Below are 20479 nucleotides of genomic sequence, written 5' to 3'. Positions count from 1 at the left end.
GCAACCAATGTAAAATTTGAGCAATCACCATCTCAATATACTGATACGTGTGGTTATTGCTCAAATAGTGCAGTGATTTCACCACCGGACAGATGCGCCCGCCCAGGCCGGCGCTGCCCTCATTTCGTGTTGAAATGGTGTTATGCAGAGGTCCCTTGGCTTGAAAACAGGCCTTGCGTTCAGGAGCCAACGTCAGAAAATCTCGCTCAGGGATTGACGGCGTTATCCTCCCACCACATTGAAGGCGGGACCATAGGGATACTGCGTGATATTTTCATTACCATCTTCGGTAATGATCAAAATATCGTGTTCACGATACCCGCCCGCTCCCGGTTGCCCGTCTGGAATTGTGATCATGGGCTCCATGGAAATGACCATGCCCGGCTCTAGAACCGTGTCGATGTCCTCGCGCAGTTCGAGCCCGGCTTCTCGACCGTAGTAATGGCTTAACACGCCAAAGGAATGGCCATAGCCGAATGAGCGATATTGCAGCAAATCGCGGTCTTCGAAGAAGGCGTTCACACCGGCCGTGACCTCCGCACAGCTGGCGCCGGGTTTCAGCAAGCTGATGCCAAGTTCGTGGGCGGCGACATTGGCCTCCCAATAGGCTTGGGATGCCTCATCAACGGTCTCCACAAACATTGTGCGTTCCAACGCTGTGTAATAGCCTGAAATCATGGGGAAGGTGTTGAGGCTTAGAATGTCACCCCGCTGCAAGACGCGGCTTGTCACGGGGTTATGCGCCCCGTCGGTGTTGAGGCCAGATTGGAACCAGACCCAAGTGTCCCGATACTCCGCATCTGGAAATTCCCGCGCGATATGCGCCTCCATTGCGTCGCGGCCAGCCATGGCGACATCAATTTCCCGCACCCCGGCCCGGACGGCGTCCCGGATCGCGTAGCCACCCACATCAGCGGTTGCCGCCCCGGCGCGTATAAGGGCGATTTCAGCCGGCGATTTCATCATGCGCTGCTGCATTGTGGCCTGCGCCAGATCAACTTGGGCTTTTGGGGCCAGAAAGCTGTTGAGCGCTGCGGCCTGAGTGAGAGACAGGTTATCACCCTCATAGCCGATCACACCGCCTTGGCCTGCCACAGACGCAATTGCACGCCAGTAGTTATCGCGCTGCCAATCTGTATAGGTAAGGTTGTCAGCAAAGCTGCGGCGCCATGGCTGGCCGGCGTCGATGCCGGCGGAAATGGTGACGCAATCCGTTGCGGTGACAACCAAGCCGTAGGGACGGCCAAAGGCACAGTATAAAAAGCCCGAATAATAGGCGATGTTGTGCATAGATGTAAAAACAGCCGCGTTAACACCTTTGTCGCGCAGGATGTTGCGCAGCCCCGTGAGGCGGGTTTCATATTCCGCATCGCAAAAGGGCAGAGCCGCTTTTGATCCATTGTGAAATCGGTGAAAATTTGGGCGCTTGATTTGGGTCATGTCGACACCTCATTGAAAAACAAATCCCGGCGTTCAGGATCTATTTTGCGCAAGTGGAATATGCCACCTGCCAGCGACGCCATCGCTGAATGCCTGCAAACTATGATCGATTCTCCCAATTTTGCCACCACATTTGCGACGCCTTCTTGCGGGAATTGCGACCATGTGTTGGCGATTTGGGTGAAGATGAGGGGGCGGATAAACCTAGACGATTTGTGAAATCAAGACACTCTACTTGATTAACATTGCTGATTAGATGCTATTTTATGAGCATAATATTATTTTTAAGAATTAATTAAAAATATAAATTTTTGTGTTTATCATAGAATTTACGTTCTGAATTATCCGCATACAATATTTGCCATTTAACTTGTAATTTGCTATATCAGATAAAAATTAACGTGAGGTTTGGGTTATGAGTAATGCAATGAAGCAACTGTCGCGCCTGGCCAAGTTGATTTTTGAGATTGAAATCGATTTGGGGTTGAGCGATCTCTCGCAGCCGGAAAAACTGGTTTTAATGGCGGCCCATGAGCAATCTGATGCAGATGGGCAATTCCAAACGCATCAATTGTTGTCGCATCCTTTGAGTGCCAAGATGGCCCGTCCTACCTTTTTTCGGGCCTTGAAGCAGCTTGAGCAAAAGGAATTATTGCTGAGAAATCCGGAGAAAAAGCGCGGGCTGTATAGTGTTGCGCAAACTTAATCTCGATTGGCTCACCTTTGTTGTGGTGAGCGTTGGATATATTTCAGCTTATACAATTACCTCCGGGCTGGTGATGCCCCTGCAAAAGATATTGGCACCGCAGCTGCCTATTGTTTTCAGCGTGCTCTTTTTGCCCCACGGCATCCGCGTATTGGCGGTCTATTTCTTGGGATGGCGCGGCCTTTTATACTTGCTGCCCTCCAGTTACCTCATGTGGGCCACGAGCGTTTACGGCAACTCTATCGACCTGGCAGTTTTGAGCCCTGTGGCGTCTTTGGTCGTGGTGTATGTCGCTGTCAGAATGGTCAAAACATACCACGGATCGCGCAATAAGGCTGTGTTTGATTTCTCCTGGAAAGAGTGTTTGGTGATTGCAGCGATCGCATCCGTGCTCAACGGTGTAACGCTCTCAATGCTTTATGACAGTGAGATTAACTGGATTTTGATGATCGGATATTCCTCCGGTGATATGGCTGGGCAGATTGTTTTACTTCTTCTGATAGTTGCTCTTATGAGGCTCACTCGTAAGCTGTCCAAATTCATCTAAGAAAATATTTAGCGATAAATAGATAATACGCGCAACCGCACCCGCATAGACGACGTGTTTGCAGTTTTCATTCGTGAGGTAGATGCCCTGCTGGCCCGGTTAGCTGGCCAAGAGGGCGGGGTTTCCTCCTGCGGCAGTTGTGTTGATACAGATAGATTGCTCGCTCACCAGCCACCGTTCGAATGTCTCATCCATCAGTAAGGGGACAATCGCACCGCGCCGCGCGCTCAAGGCTTGGCGGAGGAGGCGCGCCTGCGGACCGGCGTAGACCACCGCTTGTAAGTCAGGGATCTTTGTCACATCAGCCATCGCAATCTCTGCAGCAATGGCTCTGCATCCCATGTCCCTGGCGCTTTGTGCACGGGTTTCTGCCCCGGGACCCATGCACAGAATGCGTGATCGGGGCCGCAAAAGGTAGCGGTTCGACTCGCCTGTGGGGCCGGGTAAATCTTCGGTGCTATGGCCCTCCTGTGGCGGCTTGCTGGCAAAGGCTTGCTCTAGCTCTGCCAAACTCATCTGAGGGGGTAAGGGGCCGTCAGCGGTCATGAGGCTTTGCGCGGCGAAGCGTGGCAAATAGCGCGGCCCGCCAGCCTTTGGCCCGGTTCCGCTCAACCCATGGCCGCCGAAGGGCTGGGAGCCAACGACAGCGCCGATCTGATTGCGATTAATGTAGAGATTGCCCGCATTAACGCGGCTCACGACCTTTTGCACCCGATCATCAATGCGGCTGTGAAACCCGAAAGTGAGGCCATAGCCGCTGGCGTTTATATCCTCAATCACACGATCCAAATTGCCCGCGTCGTAGCGGGCCAAATGCAGTACGGGGCCGAAGATCTCCTCGTGCAGGTCAGAGATTCCGCTTACAGATAGGATCGTTGGGGCAACGAAATACCCGTTTTCTGGGGCTGAGGTTTGAAACAAAAGCTTCTGGCGTGCGATATGCGCGGAACTGCGTGCTTGAGCTGCCGCATCTATCACCGGACCGACATCGCAATCTGCAGCCTCCGGGGGGCCAACCACCAGGGCTTGCATCGCGCCGCACAACATGCGCTCAAACGCATCTGCAATATCACTTTGCACATATAGCATCCGCAGAGCCGAGCAGCGTTGACCGGCCGATTGAAAGGCGCTGACAACCACATCCTGCACCGCCTGTTCGAGGAGGGCCGTACTGTCGACAATCATTGCATTCAACCCGCCGGTTTCGGCAATCAAGGGCGCCTGCGGTGGCAGATTTTCCGCCATAACTCGGTTGATCGCCTGCGCCGTGGCGGTTGAGCCTGTGAAGCAAACACCAGAAACATTGGGCGTACTACACAGAACAGGACCCACAACAGCGCCCTCTCCGGGAAGCAGCTGTAGGCAGGTTTTTGGCACGCCTGCTTGATGCAAAAGTGCGGTTGCTTGCACGGCAATCAAACTCGTGGCTTCGGCCGGTTTGGCCAAGACCCCATTGCCCATGGCCAAAGCGGCGGCGATTTGCCCAGTGAAAATGGCCAAAGGAAAATTCCAAGGGCTAATGCAGGTGAAAATTCCATCTGAGTTGCTGGCCAGCGCCTCTGCCTGATGGGCGTAATAGCGTAGAAAATCCACCGCCTCGCGCAATTCGCCAATGCAGTCACTTAACGTTTTACCGGCCTCATGGGTGAGCAGTGCAAAAAACGCCTCTGCATGGCTTTCATACAGATCTGCGGCTTTGCGTAAAACTGCGGCCCGCTTGGCTGGAGTGATCTGCCAAGGGGTGGCAGCAGCGGCCAGCTGTCGCGCTTGGTCTGCGGATAAAAACCTAATCTGTCCAATTTGATCGCCCGTGGCTGGGCTGTGCACAGGATGAGCTTGGCCAAGATCGCCATAGCTCCAGGTCTGGCGTCTTGCGCGCTGGGCTTGCAGATGCGCCAAAACCTCCGGATTTGACAGATCGAATCCTGTGGAGTTGGGGCGGTCTGGCGCGAAAATATCTGCCGGTAGGGAAATTTTTGGGCCGGCCTCTTGCCCTTTTTCAAAGGGATCTGCGACCACCACATGTGCCGGAACCTTCGCATCAAAAATCTGGTTCACAAAGGAGGAATTGGCGCCGTTTTCCAACAGTCGGCGCACCAAATAGGCCAAAAGATCAGAATGGTGCCCAACTGGCGCATAAATCCGGCAGGCAACCCCATGCTCTTGCAGCACTTGATCATGCAGAGCTTCCCCCATGCCATGCAGTCGCTGGAATTCGAAATTTGTCACCTTCTGAGCGCGCGCGCTGTGCAATACGGCCGCGATGGTATGGGCGTTATGGGTGGCAAATTGCGGGTAGATGCGATCAGACATGGCCAGCAACTTCTGCGCACAACAGATGTAGTGCATATCGGTATGTGGTTTCGTGGCCAGCACCGGAAAACCTGGGAGCCCCTCAACCTGCGCCAATTTGATTTCCGTGTCCCAATAAGCGCCCTTAACCAGACGCACCATGATGCGGCGATCCAGTTTTTGGGCCAAAGCATAGAGCCAATCAATGACATATGCGGCGCGCTTGCCATAGGCTTGAACGACCACCCCAAACCCGTCCCAATGGGCAAGACCAGGCTCTGATAGGACAGCTTCGATCACATCTAAGGAGAGATCCAAACGTGCGGCCTCTTCGGCGTCGATGTTCAAGCTGATGCCGGCAGATTTCGCCAAAAGCGCCAAGGATCGGGCGCGGGGCACCAAAACATCCATTACTTGCTTGCGATGTTGCAGATCATAATTGGGATGCAGTGCGGAGAGTTTAATGGAGATGCCGGGATTGCGCGAAATATCCCTGCCAGAGGCAGCTTTGGCGATTTGCGCAATCGCATCGGCATAGGCCATATGGTAGCCTCTTGCGTCCTCGTCGGTGATCGCCGCTTCTCCCAACATGTCGTAGCTGTACAGATAGCCTTTTGCCTCAAAACCTGCCGCGCGGCTCAGCGCTTTTTGGATGGTTTGGCCAAGGACAAATTGTTGCCCCATTTCGCGCATGACCCGCGCCACGGCTTGGCGGATGACCGGCTCGCCGAGGCGTTTGATGGCCCCGCGCAAAAGTCCGGCCATGCCTGTGTCGGGCGCATCCAGCACCTGTCCCGTGACCAAAAGCGCCCAAGTTGACGCATTGACCAAAGTGGAATGGCTTTCCCCCAGATGCTTGCCCCATTCCGACGGGGCAATCTTGTCTTCGATCAAAGCATCCATGGTGGCCGCATCGGGCACCCGCAACAGCGCCTCGGCCAGGCACATCAAGGCGATGCCCTCTTCAGAGGAGAGGCCATATTCGGCCAAAAACAATTCCATCACAGAGGGCTTAGCCTCTGCACGCAGTCTCTTGACCATGGCGCTGGCTTGGCGGGAAATTTCAGCGCGCGCCTCGGGGCCCGGGGCCAGCGTGGCCAGATTTTGCAACACCTCTGGATCAGAGGCATAGGCTTTGGCGCGCATCTGTGTGCGGAATTGGTCCATCACACGGACTCCTTGGCGCGGTTCACCATGCCAAATAAATCGCGCGGATCATCGGGATCGGCGAGAAGGTCAAGCTGAACAAAATGCCCGGTGCGTTCCAATTGGTCCCGCAGATACCGCAGAGCGGAAAAATCCTCTATGGCAAACCCCACGCTGTCAAATAGCGTGATTTGCCGCTCCGTACTGCGGCCGGTTTTTTGTCCAGCAATGACCTGCCATAGTTCTGTCACAGGGTGATCGGCTGCCAGGGCTTGGATCTCACCTTCGATGCGGGTTTGCGCTGGGTATTCGACAAAAATATCCGCGCGGTGCAAAATATCGCGGTGCAGTTCAGTCTTGCCCGGACAGTCGCCACCAATAGCGTTGATATGCACGCCTGCACCGACCATATTATCGGTTAATACAGTGGCATTTTGCTTATCTGCGGTGCAGGTGGTGATGATATCGGCCCCGGCGACGGCCTCTTCGGCGCTGGCGCAGATGCGCAGTTTCAAGCCGGCGTCGGCCAAGTTTCGCGCGGCTTTCTCGCTGGCCTTCGGGGCGATGTCAAACAGATGAACTGTGTCAATTCCTAAAACCTCCTGAAACGCCAAGGCTTGGAATTCGCATTGGGCGCCGTTGCCGATCATGGCCATTGTCCGCGCGGATTTTGGCGCCAAATATTTTGCCGCCATGGCGCTGGTGGCGGCGGTGCGCAGGGCTGTTAGGATGGTCATTTCCGTGAACAGAACCGGATAGCCGTTGGAGACTTTGGCCAAAACGCCGAAGGCTGTGACCGTTTGATATCCGCGTGCCATATTGGCCGGGTGACCGTTGACATATTTGAACCCGTAATGCTCCCCGTCGGTGGTGGGCATCAGCTCAATCACGCCTTCCTCCGAATGGGCTGGAATGCGGGGTGTCTTGTCAAAGGTTTCCCAGCGTAGGAAATCTGCTTCGATATAGGCACAAATTTCCCGCAACATTTGTCGCGGGCCGATCGCGTTGACGATCCGCATCATGTCTTGCACCGAAACAAATGGCACCATGGCCAGGGCGGAAGGATTGGGGGCGGCCATCTTATAAACCTCTTGTTCGGCGATCTAGAACCTTGCGGCCCAAAAGGGACGCGGTCAGATCGCACATCAGCGTTGCGGTTTTACCTCGGATGTCGAGGAAGGGATTCAATTCGGTCAAGTCAAGTGAGCTGGCCAGGCCACTGTCATGGATCATTTCCATGATCAAATGCGCTTCGCGGAACGTGGCGCCGCCTGGCACGGTTGTGCCGACTGCGGGGGCGATCTCTGGGTCGAGGAAATCCACATCGAAGCTCACATGCAACAGGCCATTGGACTGCGCCACACGGCGCAGAAATGCCTCCATAGGTTTGACAACGCCCAATTCATCAATGCGGCGCATGTCATAGACATCAATGCCCAACTCAGCGATGAAGCGATGTTCTGCCTCATCCACAGAACGTAGCCCCATCATACATATATTGGCCGGATCCAAGGGCGCGGGCACGGGTGGGAATATCCCCTCGAAGCTGTCTAAGCCCAGTGCATAGGCCATGGGCGTGCCATGCAAATGTCCGCTGAGGCTGCTGGTGAGCGTGTTCATATCCGGATGCGCGTCCAGCCAGAGCACAAATTGCGGCCGTCCCAGCGCGGCCGCCGCCTGTGCCACGCCGGTCAATGTGCCGGCCGCCATGGAGTGATCGCCGCCGATGAAAATTGGAAAACTGTCTTGTGCGGCCAGCTGGGCTGCCTGGGTTTGAATGTCCCGCGTCCAAGCCACAATTTCGGGCAGTTTTTTCAAATGCGCCGGGCCGGTCACCTCGGGCACAGAGGCTGGAAAAGGAAGATTTCCGAGGTCTGTCAAGCCAAAACCCTGGCTGGTGATGACCTCTCCCAGCCCGGCCGTGCGAAAGGCGTCTGGCCCCATAAGGCAGCCGCCGCGCCCTGTGCCCGCCTGAAGGGGCAAGCCTAGAATTGTGCAATGAGGTGTCATGCTGCGCTCCGATGTCAACGAGGTTGAGTCAAATTGCCATGCTCATGTTGCACAATCAGCTGAAATATTGTTCAATTCACATATGAATTGCTCAAAATATAAAGGCAAATATACAAAATGATCAATATCGATGACATTGACCGAAAAATCATTGCGCGTTTGCAAATTGATGGGCGCGCATCGGTCACCACGCTGGCGGGTGTTTTGGGGCTGGCGCGTGGCACGGTGCAAGCGCGCCTTGCACGCTTGATTGACAGCCGTATCATAAAACGCTTCACGATCGATTTGGGCGGGCTGGAAACCCATGAGCTGGTGCGGGCCGTCATGATGATTGAGGTGCGCGGCAACACGGCCAATTCTGTGCAAAAGGCACTGCAGCGCCTGCCGGAGGTCACCTCTTTGCACCGCACCTGCGGGGTTTGGGATTTGGTGATCGAATTGGAGACCACAAGTCTTTATGAATTCGATGGAATTCTTTCTCGCATTCGGGAATTGCCCGGCGTGTCAAATTCTGAAACCTGCCCTTTGCTGCGACGGATCAGCTAGGCAGGCCTGGCGCGATGCCCATTTCGGGCGCGCTGCGATCTGCGCTGTTTTCTTTATGCCTGACATTGAGAAGTTGTCGGCGGCATGTTTTAATTCAGGCAAATTTTGGAAAGATTGACCGCATGTCACACCCAAGCGCCCATCCTGATGATCCCCATTACGTCACCCGCAACAGCTGGCTGCGCGCGGCTGTACTGGGGGCGAATGACGGGATTGTCTCCGTATCTTCCTTGGTTGTGGGCGTGGCGGCGGCAGAGCCAGATGCGCGGGTGATCCTTGTTGCGGGGGTCGCCGGCCTGGTGGCGGGCGCAATGTCTATGGCGGCGGGCGAATATGTCTCGGTGTCCTCGCAATCGGATACAGAACGCGCGGATATCAAGCGCGAGGAGGCGGCCTTGCGGGATATGCCGGCGGCAGAACTCGAGGAGCTTGTCGAGATTTACCGTTTGCGTGGCCTGACCGATGAGACCGCGCGAAAAGTGGCGCAGGAGCTCTCAGAGCACGACGCTCTTGGCGCACATATCCGCGATGAGTTGGGACTGTCAGAGATTCATAGTGCGAACCCGCTTGAGGCCGCCATTGCTTCCGGCCTGACCTTCAGCGTGGCGGCTGCGATTCCGGTTTTGGCGGCCGTTGTAGCCCCGTCGGATTGGATCGTTCCAACGGTGTGGGCGGTGACTGTAGGCTCCTTGGCGGGCCTTGGCGCGCTGGGCGCAAAGTTCGGCGGGGCCCCGATGCGGCCTGCGATGTTCAGGGTCATGGGCTGGGGCGTTCTGGCGATGGCGGTGACCACTGGTGTAGGGTATCTGTTCGGCGTCCACATCTAAGCGCATGAGTGCGGGCGAAGCCGTGCTAGCCTGCGGCGGGTGCATTTTCGCCTATTGCTGCGCCGCGTTTCCTCTTATAGGCCGGTCATGCACGGGCCAGTGCGGTGTCAGGAGCACAAATTGCTAACCATTTTAACCCACAATATTTTGCCGGTGTTCTCGATCATGGTGCTTGGCTTTGCCATGGGGCGGATGCGGTTTGTCTCAACGGCTGAGGCGAGCACGCTCAACCGTATCGCCTTTTTGATCTTGCAACCCGCTTTGATCTTTCCCCTGGTCAATGGGGTGGATCTCGGCAGTTTTTATTTTGACGCCATAGCTCTTTATGCCCTGGCCCAAGTTGTGGTCTTTCTGACGACCCTGCTGCTTTCGATTTACCTATTCAAATGTGCGTTTCTGGAGGCTTGGCTTTTGGCCATGGCCACCATTTTCGTCAATTCCTTGCTGTATATCTGGCCGATTTCGGCGCTGATCTATGGAAGCGGCGGCAATATCCCGATCATGGCAGCGGTGGTTTGGGACGCCACTGTGACCTTTGCCTTTTTCATTATCACGACGGATTTACTGGCCAATCGCGGGCAATCGGCGGGGCAAAGCCTGCTGCGCTTGGTGAAAAATCCAGTTTTGATTGCGATTGCCTTGGGTCTGGGCAGCAATGGCTTGGGGGTGATCGCCGCCGAGCCGCTCTTGGTGGCCTGTAAATTTGCCGGTGCGGGCGCGGCGCCCCTGACGCTCTTTGCCCTTGGGGTGATCTTATCGGGGCACAGCCTTTGGCCGACAAAAAAAGTGGCGGCGGTGGCGGGTATCAAGTTGCTGCTCATGCCCGTGGTCGTCGTGTCCGTGCTGGCATGGGGTGCGCGGCCCGAGCTTTGGAATGATCTGCTCTTGCTCAACGGTGCCGGGCCTTCGGGCGCGATGGCCTTCGCCCTGGCCATGCTTTACAAAGTGCGTACAGATACCATTGCGCCAGTGATCATCTGGACCTCGGTTTTATCGCTGTTCTCGCTGGCCTATCTCGCCTGAGACCGCAGTGCGGGCTTAACTTAAAGCACTTCCAGTTAATATTGAATCATCAATACCCTGCCGTGCTGCGCACTCTCGAGACCTTGATGATAACATGTGCCTCAATGTAAACTGGAAATGCTGTAAAGGCTGTTCCGCAGCAAACGACGTAGGATCTTGCCCGAGGGCGATTTCGGAATTGCCTCTACGAAGGTGACACGGTGCAGTTGTTTGTAATGGGACAGTTGCGTGCCGACATAGGATTGGATCTCTTCGGGGCTGGGGGCAGGGTCTGCACAGACGACAAAGGCCACGGGGACTTCGCCGGCCTCTTCATCGGGCAGGCCAATCACGGCTGCATCTTGAATCTGTGGATGGGCGACCAAACAGGCCTCCAGTTCCGCCGGGGCCACTTGGAACCCTTTGTATTTTATCAGCTCTTTGAGACGATCCACGATGAACATGTAGCCATCCGCATCAATGATTGCCACATCGCCGGTTTTCAGCCAGCCATCCGAGGTGAGCGTATCTCGGGTGGCTGTTTCGTTGTTGAGATAGCCAATCATGACTTGTGGCCCTTTGATCCAAAGCTCGCCTTCCTCCCCCGGTGGCAAGTCCTCCCCGGTTTCGGGGCTGACAATTCGGCAGCGGGTGTTGGGAAGCGCAAGCCCAGAGGCCCCTGAACGCGGGGTGCTGAGGGGGGTAATATGGGACACGGGCGCCAGTTCGGTCATCCCATAGCCTTGCAGCATGGCGCAATTGAGGCGACTGGCCACCGCGTCAGACAGGGCACTGCCCATGGGTGCTGCGCCGGAAAAAACTTGCTCCAATGCGCTCAGATCATAGGCATCGACCAAGGGATGTTTGGCCAATGCAAGGGCGACCGGCGGCACAATCCACATGCGCCGGGCGCGGTGGTCTTGGCAAATGCGCAGGAAAAGCTCCAAATCGAACCGCGGCATGGTGACCAAAACACCGCCACAGGCGAGATGCATATTCATCATCACGGTCATACCATAGATGTGAAAGAAGGGCAGGAAGGCGGCGGCGGTCTCACCGGCTCGAAATTCAGCGCCCTGGGCGGTTTGATCGATATTCATCGAAAGGTTGCGATGTGACAGGCAGACCCCTTTGGGCAGGCCGGTGGTCCCAGAGGAATAGGGCAACACAACGCTGTGGCGGTCCAAGTCTACGGGGCATTGCTGCTCCTGCGCTGGGCCGTAGAGCGCGGACAGGCTCAGGCAGTCGTCGGCGCTGCCGATGACGCAAAGCTGAACCTCTGGCAGCTCTTCCAGCGCCTCTTTGGCGACTGCGAGGGTGGCCGGATCGGTGATCAACAGCCCCGCACCGGAATCACGCAGCTGGTGGCGAATTTCATGCGCTGTATAGGTCGGATTCAAAGTTGTTATCGTGCCGCCTGCCCAGGCGACCGCATGAAAAATAATGCAATATTCGGGTGAATTCGGCGCCATCAGGGCGATAGGTTTTTGCGGCACATGGCCCGCGGCGCGCAACCCACCCGCCAGGCGTTTGACGTGATCGATCACGTCACCGGCGGTAAATTTGCGCCCATCTATCCCATCAATTATGACCACATCTTCCAGTCGCGGCGCGAGACCTTCGAAGACGCGCTCTGTCACGCTCAGGGTGCTGAGGGGAAGGTCTGATGCGGCCGTTTCATAATGGGTCATAGTAAATCTCCTCGCACAGAAGCTAGGACCCTACATTCTCGTTGTCGATCATTTAATTGTGCCCCTTCGCGATCACAGCCGTTTTTACTGGCGGCGGTTCAGGCGGCTTTGCGGCCCTCAAGGATCAAGAATACCGACAGACAGGTCAAGACGATGCCACCGCCAATTAACATCATGGCGCTGGGGGCCTCATCAATGCCCCACCAAACCCATAAGGGCCCCAAAACTGTTTCGAGCAACATGATCAGGCTCACGGTCGAAGAGGGCACAAAGCGGGCCGCATAAGAGAGGGTGACAAAAGACAGCGGTAGAATGAAAATACCGGTCAAAGCAATAGCGGCCATCTGCGGCAGAGCTGGCCAAGCGAACGTGGTGGCAAAGACAGCCGCCAGCCCGGCTGCGGCAATGGCCCCAACGGCAATAGCCAGAACAAATGGCACGTCTGTGTCTTTTCGAATTATTGTGAAATTCATCGCTAGGCTGAAGGCGACACCCAAGCCTAGTCCCGCACCGATGAGCGTGGTGAGATCGAGCATAAGATGCCCGTCGTCACTGCCCAGCACAGAGATGAATAGGCCCAAAAAGACCATGGCTGCGGTGATAAGCGTGCGCATTGAGAGGGCTTCACCCAATAGCAAGCGCGACAGAAGAGCGGCGAAAATTGGCACGGTGGCCACGCCTATCAAAACCACAGTCACGGGTGCGAGGGCAATGGCGAGGCTAAATAACGCCGCATTGCCGGTTTGACAGGCGACAATTATGGCAAAGTTGCGGGTCCAGATATTGGACAGATCGCGCGGGCCGCGCATCCATAACCAGATCATAAAATAGGCCAGGCCGCTGAGACCGCCGCGCCAAAGTAACATGTTGAACCCGTCGAGCTGCGACAGGCGCATGAACAACGTATCGGGAGTCAACAACAGCGCGCCAAAAATGGCGAGTGTGAGACCAATGGTCTTTTGGCTGCGCGGGGCTGTCACAGGCCGCGCCTCGGTTTGCGGCCGATCATGCTGACCCTGCCTGTTGGAAAACATCTGCTCATGGGGCATAGGCGCAGGTCGGCGGATAAAATTCAAGCGCGAGATTGGCTCCCCTGACCGTTTGGGTGATAATCCACAAAATATGTCGCACTGGGGATATACAGGCGGGTTGGCTCTGATAAGTTTTTCAAAGCAAACCACATAGGAGTGCCGGCGATGTCACAGGCTAAACTCAATTTTTCGCGCGCTGAGTTTGACCAGCGGCTCATGAAAACCCGCCAAGAGATGCAACAGCGGGGGATTGATCTGCTGATTGTGTCGGATCCGTCGAATATGAATTGGCTGACCGGATATGATGGTTGGTCGTTTTATGTGCACCAATGTGTTATTCTACCGCTGGAGGGCGCGCCGATCTGGTATGGGCGGGGCCAGGATGCCAAGGGCGCGCTGCGCACCTGTTTCATGGAGCCTTCTGATATCATCGGTTACCCGGATCACTATGTGCAATCGACCGAGCGCCATCCGATGGGCTATCTTGCGGCGCAACTGACCGATCGCGGCTTGGCCAAGGGTCGCATTGGTGTGGAAATGGACAATTATTGGTTTTCGGCTGCGGCCTATATGGCACTGATTGCCAATCTGCCCAACGCGCAGCTCACCGATGCGACGGGGCTGGTCAATTGGCAGCGGGCCGTGAAATCAGATGCCGAATTGGCTTTGATGCGCCAAGCCGGGCAGATCGTTGGGCGGATGCATGAGCGCATTGTTGAAAAGGTTGAGCCCGGCATTCGAAAATGTGATTTGGTGGCCGATATCTACGATGCCGCCTTGCGCTATGATCCGGCCATTGGGGCCGGTGGGGATTACCCGGCACTTGTGCCGCTTTTGCCCTCGGGCGCCGATGCCTCTGCGCCGCATTTGACCTGGGATGATGCACCGATGAGGTCGGGAGAGGGTACATTCTTCGAGATTGCTGGCGTTGTGAAGCGCTATCACTGTCCTTTGTCACGGACGGTCTTCCTGGGCAAACCGACACAGACATTCTTGGATGCGGAACAGGCGGTTTTGGAAGGTATGGAGGCTGGGCTGGAAAAGGCGCGCGTCGGCAATACTTGTGAGGATATTGCCATCGCATTTTTTGATGTTCTCAAGAAATATGGCATTACGAAAGACAACCGCACCGGCTACCCCATCGGTGTGAGCTACCCGCCCGATTGGGGCGAGCGCACCATGTCATTGCGGCCAGGCGACAGGACCATCTTGCAGGAAAATATGACGTTTCATTTCATGACGGGCCTATGGATGGACGATTGGGGTTTTGAGATTACCGAAAGCATTCGCATCGGAAGCACGGGGCCGGAATGTCTGGCCGACGTGCCGCGCAAGATGGTTGTCAAAGACTGAAAAGATTGGGTGGCGACACTCTGTAAAGACAAGGACGCAGACCATGCTGAAAAACGATCTACTCGATCAATGGGACCGCGAGAATTTTTTCCATCCTTCGACCCATCTGGCGCAACATGCGCGAGGAGACAGCCCAAGTCGGGTGATCAAGACCGCCAGCGGTGTCTATATTGAAGACCGGGATGGTCACAAGCTTTTGGATGCCTTCGCAGGGCTTTACTGTGTGAATGCAGGCTACGGCCGACAAGAAATTACCGATGCGATTGCCGCTCAAGCCAAAGAATTGGCTTACTACCACTCTTATGTTGGGCATGGCACCGAAGCCTCTATCACTTTGTCAAAAATGATTTTGGATCGTGCTCCGGCGAATATGTCGAAAGTTTACTTCGGTCTTGGCGGATCAGATGCCAATGAGACCAATATCAAACTCATTTGGTATTATAACAATATTCTTGGACGGCCGGAAAAGAAGAAGATCATCAGCCGTTGGCGGGGCTATCACGGCTCTGGGCTGGTTACAGGATCTCTGACGGGGCTGGAGCTGTTTCATAAGAAATTTGATCTGCCCCTGGCCAATGTGCTGCATACACAAGCGCCTTATTATTTCCGCCGGGAGGATCTGGGGCAAAGCGAGGCGGAGTTTGTGGCCCATTGCGTGACCAGTTTGGAAGAGATGATTGCGCGCGAGGGCGCCGATACCATCGCCGCCTTTATTGGAGAGCCAGTGCTTGGGACCGGAGGGATCGTTCCGCCGCCGGCGGGCTATTGGCCGGCTATTCAAGAGGTGTTGAAGAAGCATGATATTTTGCTGGTGGTCGATGAGGTGGTCACCGGCTTTGGGCGATTGGGATCTATGTTTGGCTCTGACCATTATGGGCTTGAGGCTGATATCATCACCATCGCCAAGGGGCTGACCTCAGCCTATGCGCCGTTGTCCGGCTCTATCATTGGGGAAAAATTGTGGAAGGTTCTGGAGCAAGGTACCGACGAAAATGGCCCCATTGGCCATGGCTGGACCTATTCGGCCCATCCCATTTGCGCTGCCGCTGGGGTGGCCAATCTGAAGGTGATTGAGGCGTTGGACTTGATGAACAACGCGCGCGACCTTGGCGCCTATTTGAAGGGGGCATTGGCCGATGCGCTGGGCGATCACCCGCATGTGGGAGATGTGCGCGGCGAGGGGCTGCTCTGCGCGGTGGAATTTGTGAAAGACAAAGATGACCGAATTTTCTTTGATACGTCAGAGAAAATTGGCCCGCAGATCTCGGCTGCTCTTTTAGCGCAAAGCCAGGTGATTGCGCGGGCCATGCCCCAAGGCGATATTCTGGGTTTTGCACCGCCGTTTTGTTTGACCCATGCGGAGGCGGATATCGTGGTGGCGGCGACCGTGCAGGCGGTCGGGGCTGTGTTGGGCTAAGGTGGTTTGGGCGCTTAGCGGCGGTCCAGCTTTGCCAAAACCCGCCAGACCGCCCAATAGGCCGCGAGCAGGCGCTTGCGACCTGCCGCCAGTCCCGCCGCCTTGCGCAGGGACTGATAGCCTTGCATTCCGCCGGCGCGCGCTTCCATCTTGAGATACCGCTTCCAGAGCCAGGATTGGGTCTTGCTGTCTGTTGCCAGAATTTCTGCATGACTGTCCAAAATATGCTTGAAATATCGGGCGCGTTGCCGCGGCCCGTAGCGTTTTGTGGTCGAGCTGGCGGCGGCTCTCCCGTGATCGCCCTGAAAAATTACCGCACCCTGTGACGGGGTGTTGTGGCAGTGCGCGCCAGCGCCCAGAAGTTTGAGGCAAAAATCTGTATCCTCATTTGTGCGCAGCTCTGGGTTAATGCCACCAACCTTTTGATATAAGGTTTTTGACACCCAAAACCCGAGGCCCAATCCTGCGATTTTGGACCTAAGAGAACTGCCCACTTGCGGCTGAATATGAAACACAGTCTGGGCTGCCGCGGCGTGCTGCATTGCTCTGCGATCGGATTGGGGGTTGGCGCGGCAAAACCCATAGGCGAGATCTGTGGATTGAAAATATGCGTCGATATAGTGGGCGACCGCCTGCCAATATCTGGCGGCAATGAGATCATCATCATCCAAAAACAAAAGCCATTGACCGCGCGCGCAGTCTGCGCCGATGTTGCGCGCGGCGCCCGCGCCGAGCCCACCTTTGGTTTTTACAGCCACGGCGCCTAATTTCTCAATCAGGTCACATGTGGGTCGCTCAAAATCAGTGCCATCGTTGACGACAATCACTTCCGAACAATCGGGCAGGGCAGCTTGGACGGACCGCAACGCCTCTGCCAGCAGGGGCTCGCGATTGTAGGTTGGTACAATCACCGAATATTTAACGCGCATATCGCCCATCTTCTCACCTTATGGTTCCGCCTGCGACCATAGCGGCTTAAGGCGATGAGGTGAATTCTTTTGTCCAACGAGCACAGGTGAAAACCCTTCGAAAGATCTGTGCATAACCCAGCCGCCACGCCAAAACACCTTGCCTGGTGGAAACACCGGGCTGCGCCTGCCTGCCCCCCCCGGCAGGCGCATTCACCATCTGGGTATGCTGGTAGGTATGGTTATGGATCAAATTCTGCAGTGATTTCACCACCGGACATATGCGCCCCCCAGGTCGGCGCTGCCCTCATATCGTGTTGAAACGGCGTTATGCAGAGGTCTATTAGATGACAAAGTCAGAGCGCCCAATTGTCTTGCCCGCTGGCGTCAATCTCTATGCCTGAGCTCAGTTGCGGCCGATTGCGACAGGGGGGCGAGGGCAAAGAGCAGGCCTGTAACCAAGGTGAGGCCAATGCCGCCAAGGATCACCAATGCGGCATTGGTCCAGATGACTTCAAATTTATTTTCAAATACAAAATGGCTGACGGCCCAGCCGCCCAGAAGCCCCGCGCCAAGGGCTACGCCGGCGGCCAGCGCTCCGATCATGGCCGAGCGCAGGGCGAAAGAGGTGAGGATTTCGCGCCGCGTGGCCCCGAGTGTCTTTAAAATTGCGCTTTCATAGGCCCGCTGGGCCGTGCTGGCTGCGGCGGCTCCGATCAGGATCAAAAATCCGGTGATCAGCGTGGCAAGCGCGCCGATCGAAGCGGCAGAGGCGATGGAGGACACCACGCTCGTGACCAAAGCCGCAGCCTCTCGAATTTGAATGCCTGTGACATTGGGGAAGGCTTCGTTCAATTCATCCAAAATTGGGATTTCAGCTGAGGCTTCGGCATAGACAGTTGCGATGTGAGAATGCGGCGCGCCCTTCAATGCCGCTTCATTCAACAAGATCACAAATCCCATGCCAACCGTTGAGAAATCCACCTCGCGCAGGCTGGTGATCGTGGCGGTGATATCGCGGCCCAGCACGTTGAGGGTCAATTGATCTCCAAGCCCGATGCCGATCTCTTCAGCCTCTTCAGCGGCAAAGCTGATTTGGGGCGGCCCGCTGTAGCCCTCCCCCCACCATTGTCCGGCTGTAATTTTGGTTTGTTCGGGTAAACCATCGGCATAGCTGATCCCGCGGTCTCCGCGCAGCACCCAATGATCTCCGCCAACTTCGGCGGCGGGTTGTTGGTTAATTTTCGTGACGAGACCGCGCAGCATGGGGGCCGTTTCAACTTGCCTTACTGCCGGATTTTCCGCCAGTCGCTTGTTGAACTCTGGCAGTTGATTGGATTGAATATCAAGGAAAAAGAAACTTGGAGCTTTGTCAGGCAAAGATTGCGTGATGGAGCGCCGCAGATTGCCGTCAATTTGCCCGACCGCAGCCAAAACCGTGAGTCCAAGACCGATGCCCATAACCACCGAGCCAGTGCGTTCCGAGCCGCTGGCCAGAGCGCTGAAAGCTGCGCGCAGCGGCAACCGGCCCTGAAACGCGGATCTGTGCATGATACGTTTGAGTGTGAATTGAAATGCGCCAGAGATCATCGCTAAGATGAGCAGCGAAATTGCAATGCCGCCCAAGAGCCAGAAGGTCATTGACCAAGAGCCGGAAAACTGCACTGCGCCAAAGAGTGCCGCCGCCAATAAGGCCCCTTGCACAAGGAGATAGCGCCGCGCGGGCCAATGGGCAGGCGCGCCTCCGCGGAACAAATTGGCTGGGCGAATGTGTTCGGTTTGCGCCAGGGGCCAGATCGAGAAAATCGCCGCAGCTAAGCATCCATAGACCGCGGCCTCAATCAGGGCTGAAGGGTAGATGGATATGAGGGCCACCTCTGCCAGATTTTCGGGTAAAAATGGCCGGGCCGCAAAGGGCGCAAGGGCGCCGAGTAACAGGCCAAGCACCACCGAAAGGCCAGTATAGACGGCAATTTGCAGCGTGTAGATCCAAAAGATTTGGCCAGGTGTGGCGCCTAGGGTCTTTAACACGGCGATATGGCCAGTTTTTTTGGCAATAAAGGCCCGCACAGCAGCGCTCACCCCAATACCGCCAACGACCAGGCCCGATAGGCCGATCAGGATTAAAAAGCGGCTCATGCGCTCAATCACACGATCGGCGCCGGGAGAGGCTTTGCGGGCATCTTTCCATTTGGCGCCAGTGCCGGGCCATTCCTCGTTAAACCTTTGTTGGGCCTGATCCAAATCACTCCTATCCTCTAAAAGCAGGCGGTATTTGCTCGAAAAAAGGGTGCCCGCGGCCAGGAGCCCTGAGCCGTCTAGGTCTTTGGTCAAGACAAGGCTGCGGGGGCCCAAAGCGAAATTGCCAAAATTATCAGGTTCTTTGAGCAGGGTTGCCATGACGACAAAGAGTTTTTGTCCAAACTTCACCTGATCACCCAAGTTGATGTTGAGGCGCCGCAGAAGCGCAGGGGCGAGAATCGCGCCCGGCAGGCCGTCCTGGCCGGCAAAGGCCTCTGATAAACCCATATCACCCGACAGGGTGACAGCGCCCACCAAAGGGTAGGCTGAATCCACCGCTTTGACCTGTGTGAGAATGCGCTTGTTCGTGTCTGGGGCGACGGCCATGGAACGAAAATCAATGATCTGCGACTGCGCCCGGCTTTGACGGGCCATCCAAGCCAATTCCTGCGCATTGGCCTGGCGGTAGGTGAGCTCAATTTGGGCGTCACCGCCGAGAAAAACCCTTCCATTGCTATTTAGTCCCGCGTCTATGGCGCCGCGCAGTGAGCCAATCGCGGAGATGGAGGCGATGCCGAAGATCAAGCAGAGCATGAGAATGCGAAAGCCGTGCAACCGCTCGCGCCAGGCTGCGATCAATTCACGCTGGGCAATTTTGAGAGCAATCATGCTCCCTGGCTTTCACAGATTTTGCCATCTCGCAGATCAATGATCCGGTCACAGCGCTGTGCCAGTTGATTGTCGTGAGTGACGAGGATCAAAGTCGTATCGGCCTGCTCTTGGGTGAGGGTGAACAGGCTGTCAACAATGCTGGCCCCATTGGCTGCATCCAGATTGCCCGTGGGTTCATCTGCAAAAACAAGTTTGGGATTGGGGGCCAAGGCGCGCGCCAGGGCCACGCGTTGTTGCTCGCCGCCGGACATTTGTTTGGGGAAATGATCAGAGCGGTGGGCCAAGCCTAAGTCGGCCAGTTTCGCACGCGCGCGCTCAAATGGATCGGGTTGCCCGGCCAATTCAAGCGCTGTTGCGACGTTTTGGAGGGCCGTCATTGAGGGAATGAGATGGAAGGATTGGAACACGACACCAACCCGCCCGCGGCGAAACTGCGCCAATTCGGCCTCCGACATCGCGCTGATATCCTCTCCCAGCACGGTCACCCTGCCGCTTGTGGCCTGCTCCAATCCGGCCATAACCATCAGCAGGCTAGACTTGCCGGATCCTGAGGGGCCAACCAAGGCGCAGCTGCTCCCTTGAGTAATTTGCAAGTCGATACTATGTAGGATGTCTACCATCCCGGCGTTGCCCTCAAGTGAGAGATGAAC

Annotated in this window: 16 protein-coding genes; 7 read left to right on the top strand and 9 right to left on the bottom strand. The window is 55.9% G+C overall.

All coding sequences use genetic code 11. The annotated features are described in order from the left end of the window. Window positions 1-222 precede the first annotated feature (222 nt). Window positions 223-1440, bottom strand: coding sequence for an aminopeptidase P family protein (locus RCA23_RS12470; protein WP_044050585.1), 1218 nt, complete (start codon window positions 1438-1440; stop codon window positions 223-225). Between the two features lie 415 nt (window positions 1441-1855). Here RCA23_RS12470 and RCA23_RS12465 point away from each other — a divergent pair, with 415 nt between their 5' ends. Together RCA23_RS12465 and RCA23_RS12460 are read left to right on the top strand one after the other, a co-directional pair. Continuing rightward, window positions 1856-2146 (top strand): hypothetical protein, encoded by a 291-nt coding sequence (locus RCA23_RS12465; protein ID WP_169701410.1) that lies wholly within the window; start codon window positions 1856-1858, stop codon window positions 2144-2146. Beyond that, window positions 2130-2693, top strand: a complete 564-nt coding sequence (locus RCA23_RS12460) for a hypothetical protein (RefSeq protein WP_044050583.1) — start codon at window positions 2130-2132, stop codon at window positions 2691-2693. Before RCA23_RS12465 ends, RCA23_RS12460 begins: the two co-directional genes overlap by 17 nt. A gap of 99 nt (window positions 2694-2792) precedes the next feature. Here RCA23_RS12460 and putA read toward each other — a convergent pair whose 3' ends face one another. Genes putA through rocF form a run of 3 tightly spaced genes read right to left on the bottom strand, consistent with a single transcriptional unit; the run spans window position 2793 to window position 8141 of the window. After that, a complete protein-coding gene (gene putA, locus RCA23_RS12455) occupies window positions 2793-6152 on the bottom strand; it encodes a bifunctional proline dehydrogenase/L-glutamate gamma-semialdehyde dehydrogenase PutA (RefSeq protein WP_044050582.1) in 3360 nt (1119 codons plus the stop codon). Further along, entirely contained in the window at window positions 6152-7210 is a 1059-nt protein-coding gene (ocd, locus tag RCA23_RS12450; RefSeq protein ID WP_044050581.1) for an ornithine cyclodeaminase, read from the bottom strand. Before ocd ends, putA begins: the two co-directional genes overlap by 1 nt. A gap of 1 nt (window position 7211) precedes the next feature. Then, window positions 7212-8141 carry an arginase gene (gene rocF, locus RCA23_RS12445; RefSeq protein WP_044050580.1) on the bottom strand — a complete coding sequence of 310 codons (930 nt, stop codon included), beginning with the start codon at window positions 8139-8141 and terminating at the stop codon, window positions 7212-7214. 117 nt (window positions 8142-8258) lie between these two features. On the opposite strand from rocF, the gene RCA23_RS12440 reads away from it, so the two are divergent. From RCA23_RS12440 to RCA23_RS12430, 3 genes are all read left to right on the top strand, one after another. Next, the gene (locus RCA23_RS12440; protein WP_044050579.1) at window positions 8259-8687 is read left to right on the top strand and encodes an Lrp/AsnC family transcriptional regulator; all 429 of its coding nucleotides are present in this window, start codon (window positions 8259-8261) and stop codon (window positions 8685-8687) included. A 122-nt stretch (window positions 8688-8809) separates the two neighbouring features. After that, a complete protein-coding gene (locus RCA23_RS12435; protein WP_044051559.1) occupies window positions 8810-9514 on the top strand; it encodes a VIT1/CCC1 transporter family protein in 705 nt (234 codons plus the stop codon). A gap of 120 nt (window positions 9515-9634) precedes the next feature. Then, window positions 9635-10537 carry an AEC family transporter gene (locus RCA23_RS12430; protein WP_044051558.1) on the top strand — a complete coding sequence of 301 codons (903 nt, stop codon included), beginning with the start codon at window positions 9635-9637 and terminating at the stop codon, window positions 10535-10537. A gap of 101 nt (window positions 10538-10638) precedes the next feature. Here RCA23_RS12430 and RCA23_RS12425 read toward each other — a convergent pair whose 3' ends face one another. Continuing rightward, on the bottom strand, window positions 10639-12207 hold the full coding sequence (locus RCA23_RS12425; protein ID WP_044050578.1) for an AMP-binding protein: 1569 nt from the start codon (window positions 12205-12207) through the stop codon (window positions 10639-10641). Between the two features lie 98 nt (window positions 12208-12305). Beyond that, window positions 12306-13256 carry a DMT family transporter gene (locus tag RCA23_RS12420; RefSeq protein ID WP_236631357.1) on the bottom strand — a complete coding sequence of 317 codons (951 nt, stop codon included), beginning with the start codon at window positions 13254-13256 and terminating at the stop codon, window positions 12306-12308. 147 nt (window positions 13257-13403) lie between these two features. On the opposite strand from RCA23_RS12420, the gene doeA reads away from it, so the two are divergent. Continuing rightward, complete coding sequence (doeA, locus tag RCA23_RS12415; RefSeq protein ID WP_044050577.1) at window positions 13404-14591, top strand: ectoine hydrolase DoeA; 1188 nt, start codon at window positions 13404-13406, stop codon at window positions 14589-14591. A gap of 43 nt (window positions 14592-14634) precedes the next feature. After that, entirely contained in the window at window positions 14635-16008 is a 1374-nt protein-coding gene (locus tag RCA23_RS12410) for an aspartate aminotransferase family protein (RefSeq protein WP_044050576.1), read from the top strand. A 14-nt stretch (window positions 16009-16022) separates the two neighbouring features. Here the strand turns inward: RCA23_RS12410 and RCA23_RS12405 are convergent, their stop codons facing one another. The 3 genes from RCA23_RS12405 to RCA23_RS12395 form a co-directional block, all read right to left on the bottom strand. Further along, window positions 16023-16946 (bottom strand): glycosyltransferase family 2 protein, encoded by a 924-nt coding sequence (locus RCA23_RS12405; protein WP_044050575.1) that lies wholly within the window; start codon window positions 16944-16946, stop codon window positions 16023-16025. 357 nt (window positions 16947-17303) lie between these two features. Further along, the gene (locus RCA23_RS12400) at window positions 17304-19826 is read right to left on the bottom strand and encodes an ABC transporter permease (protein WP_044050574.1); all 2523 of its coding nucleotides are present in this window, start codon (window positions 19824-19826) and stop codon (window positions 17304-17306) included. After that, entirely contained in the window at window positions 19823-20449 is a 627-nt protein-coding gene (locus tag RCA23_RS12395) for an ATP-binding cassette domain-containing protein (protein WP_052377175.1), read from the bottom strand. Before RCA23_RS12395 ends, RCA23_RS12400 begins: the two co-directional genes overlap by 4 nt. Window positions 20450-20479 lie beyond the last annotated feature (30 nt).

The organism is Planktomarina temperata RCA23 (assembly GCF_000738435.1).
GTDB lineage: Bacteria > Pseudomonadota > Alphaproteobacteria > Rhodobacterales > Rhodobacteraceae > Planktomarina > Planktomarina temperata.
Note: the sequence above shows the minus strand (reverse complement) of the source record. Positions and strands in the feature narration are given on the sequence as shown.

Bases quoted from the DNA above. Each gene is read 5' to 3' on its own strand.
- RCA23_RS12470 (WP_044050585.1), bottom strand. From the start codon at position 1,440: ATGACCCAAATCAAGCGCCCAAATTTTCACCGATTTCACAATGGATCA.
- RCA23_RS12465 (WP_169701410.1), top strand. From the start codon at position 1,856: ATGAGTAATGCAATGAAGCAACTGTCGCGCCTGGCCAAGTTGATTTTT.
- putA (WP_044050582.1), bottom strand. From the start codon at position 6,152: ATGGACCAATTCCGCACACAGATGCGCGCCAAAGCCTATGCCTCTGAT.
- ocd (WP_044050581.1), bottom strand. From the start codon at position 7,210: ATGGCCGCCCCCAATCCTTCCGCCCTGGCCATGGTGCCATTTGTTTCG.
- rocF (WP_044050580.1), bottom strand. From the start codon at position 8,141: ATGACACCTCATTGCACAATTCTAGGCTTGCCCCTTCAGGCGGGCACA.
- RCA23_RS12440 (WP_044050579.1), top strand. From the start codon at position 8,259: ATGATCAATATCGATGACATTGACCGAAAAATCATTGCGCGTTTGCAA.
- RCA23_RS12435 (WP_044051559.1), top strand. From the start codon at position 8,810: ATGTCACACCCAAGCGCCCATCCTGATGATCCCCATTACGTCACCCGC.
- RCA23_RS12425 (WP_044050578.1), bottom strand. From the start codon at position 12,207: ATGACCCATTATGAAACGGCCGCATCAGACCTTCCCCTCAGCACCCTG.
- RCA23_RS12420 (WP_236631357.1), bottom strand. From the start codon at position 13,256: ATGCCCCATGAGCAGATGTTTTCCAACAGGCAGGGTCAGCATGATCGG.
- doeA (WP_044050577.1), top strand. From the start codon at position 13,404: ATGTCACAGGCTAAACTCAATTTTTCGCGCGCTGAGTTTGACCAGCGG.
- RCA23_RS12410 (WP_044050576.1), top strand. From the start codon at position 14,635: ATGCTGAAAAACGATCTACTCGATCAATGGGACCGCGAGAATTTTTTC.
- RCA23_RS12405 (WP_044050575.1), bottom strand. From the start codon at position 16,946: ATGGGCGATATGCGCGTTAAATATTCGGTGATTGTACCAACCTACAAT.
- RCA23_RS12400 (WP_044050574.1), bottom strand. From the start codon at position 19,826: ATGATTGCTCTCAAAATTGCCCAGCGTGAATTGATCGCAGCCTGGCGC.
- RCA23_RS12395 (WP_052377175.1), bottom strand. From the start codon at position 20,449: ATGGTAGACATCCTACATAGTATCGACTTGCAAATTACTCAAGGGAGC.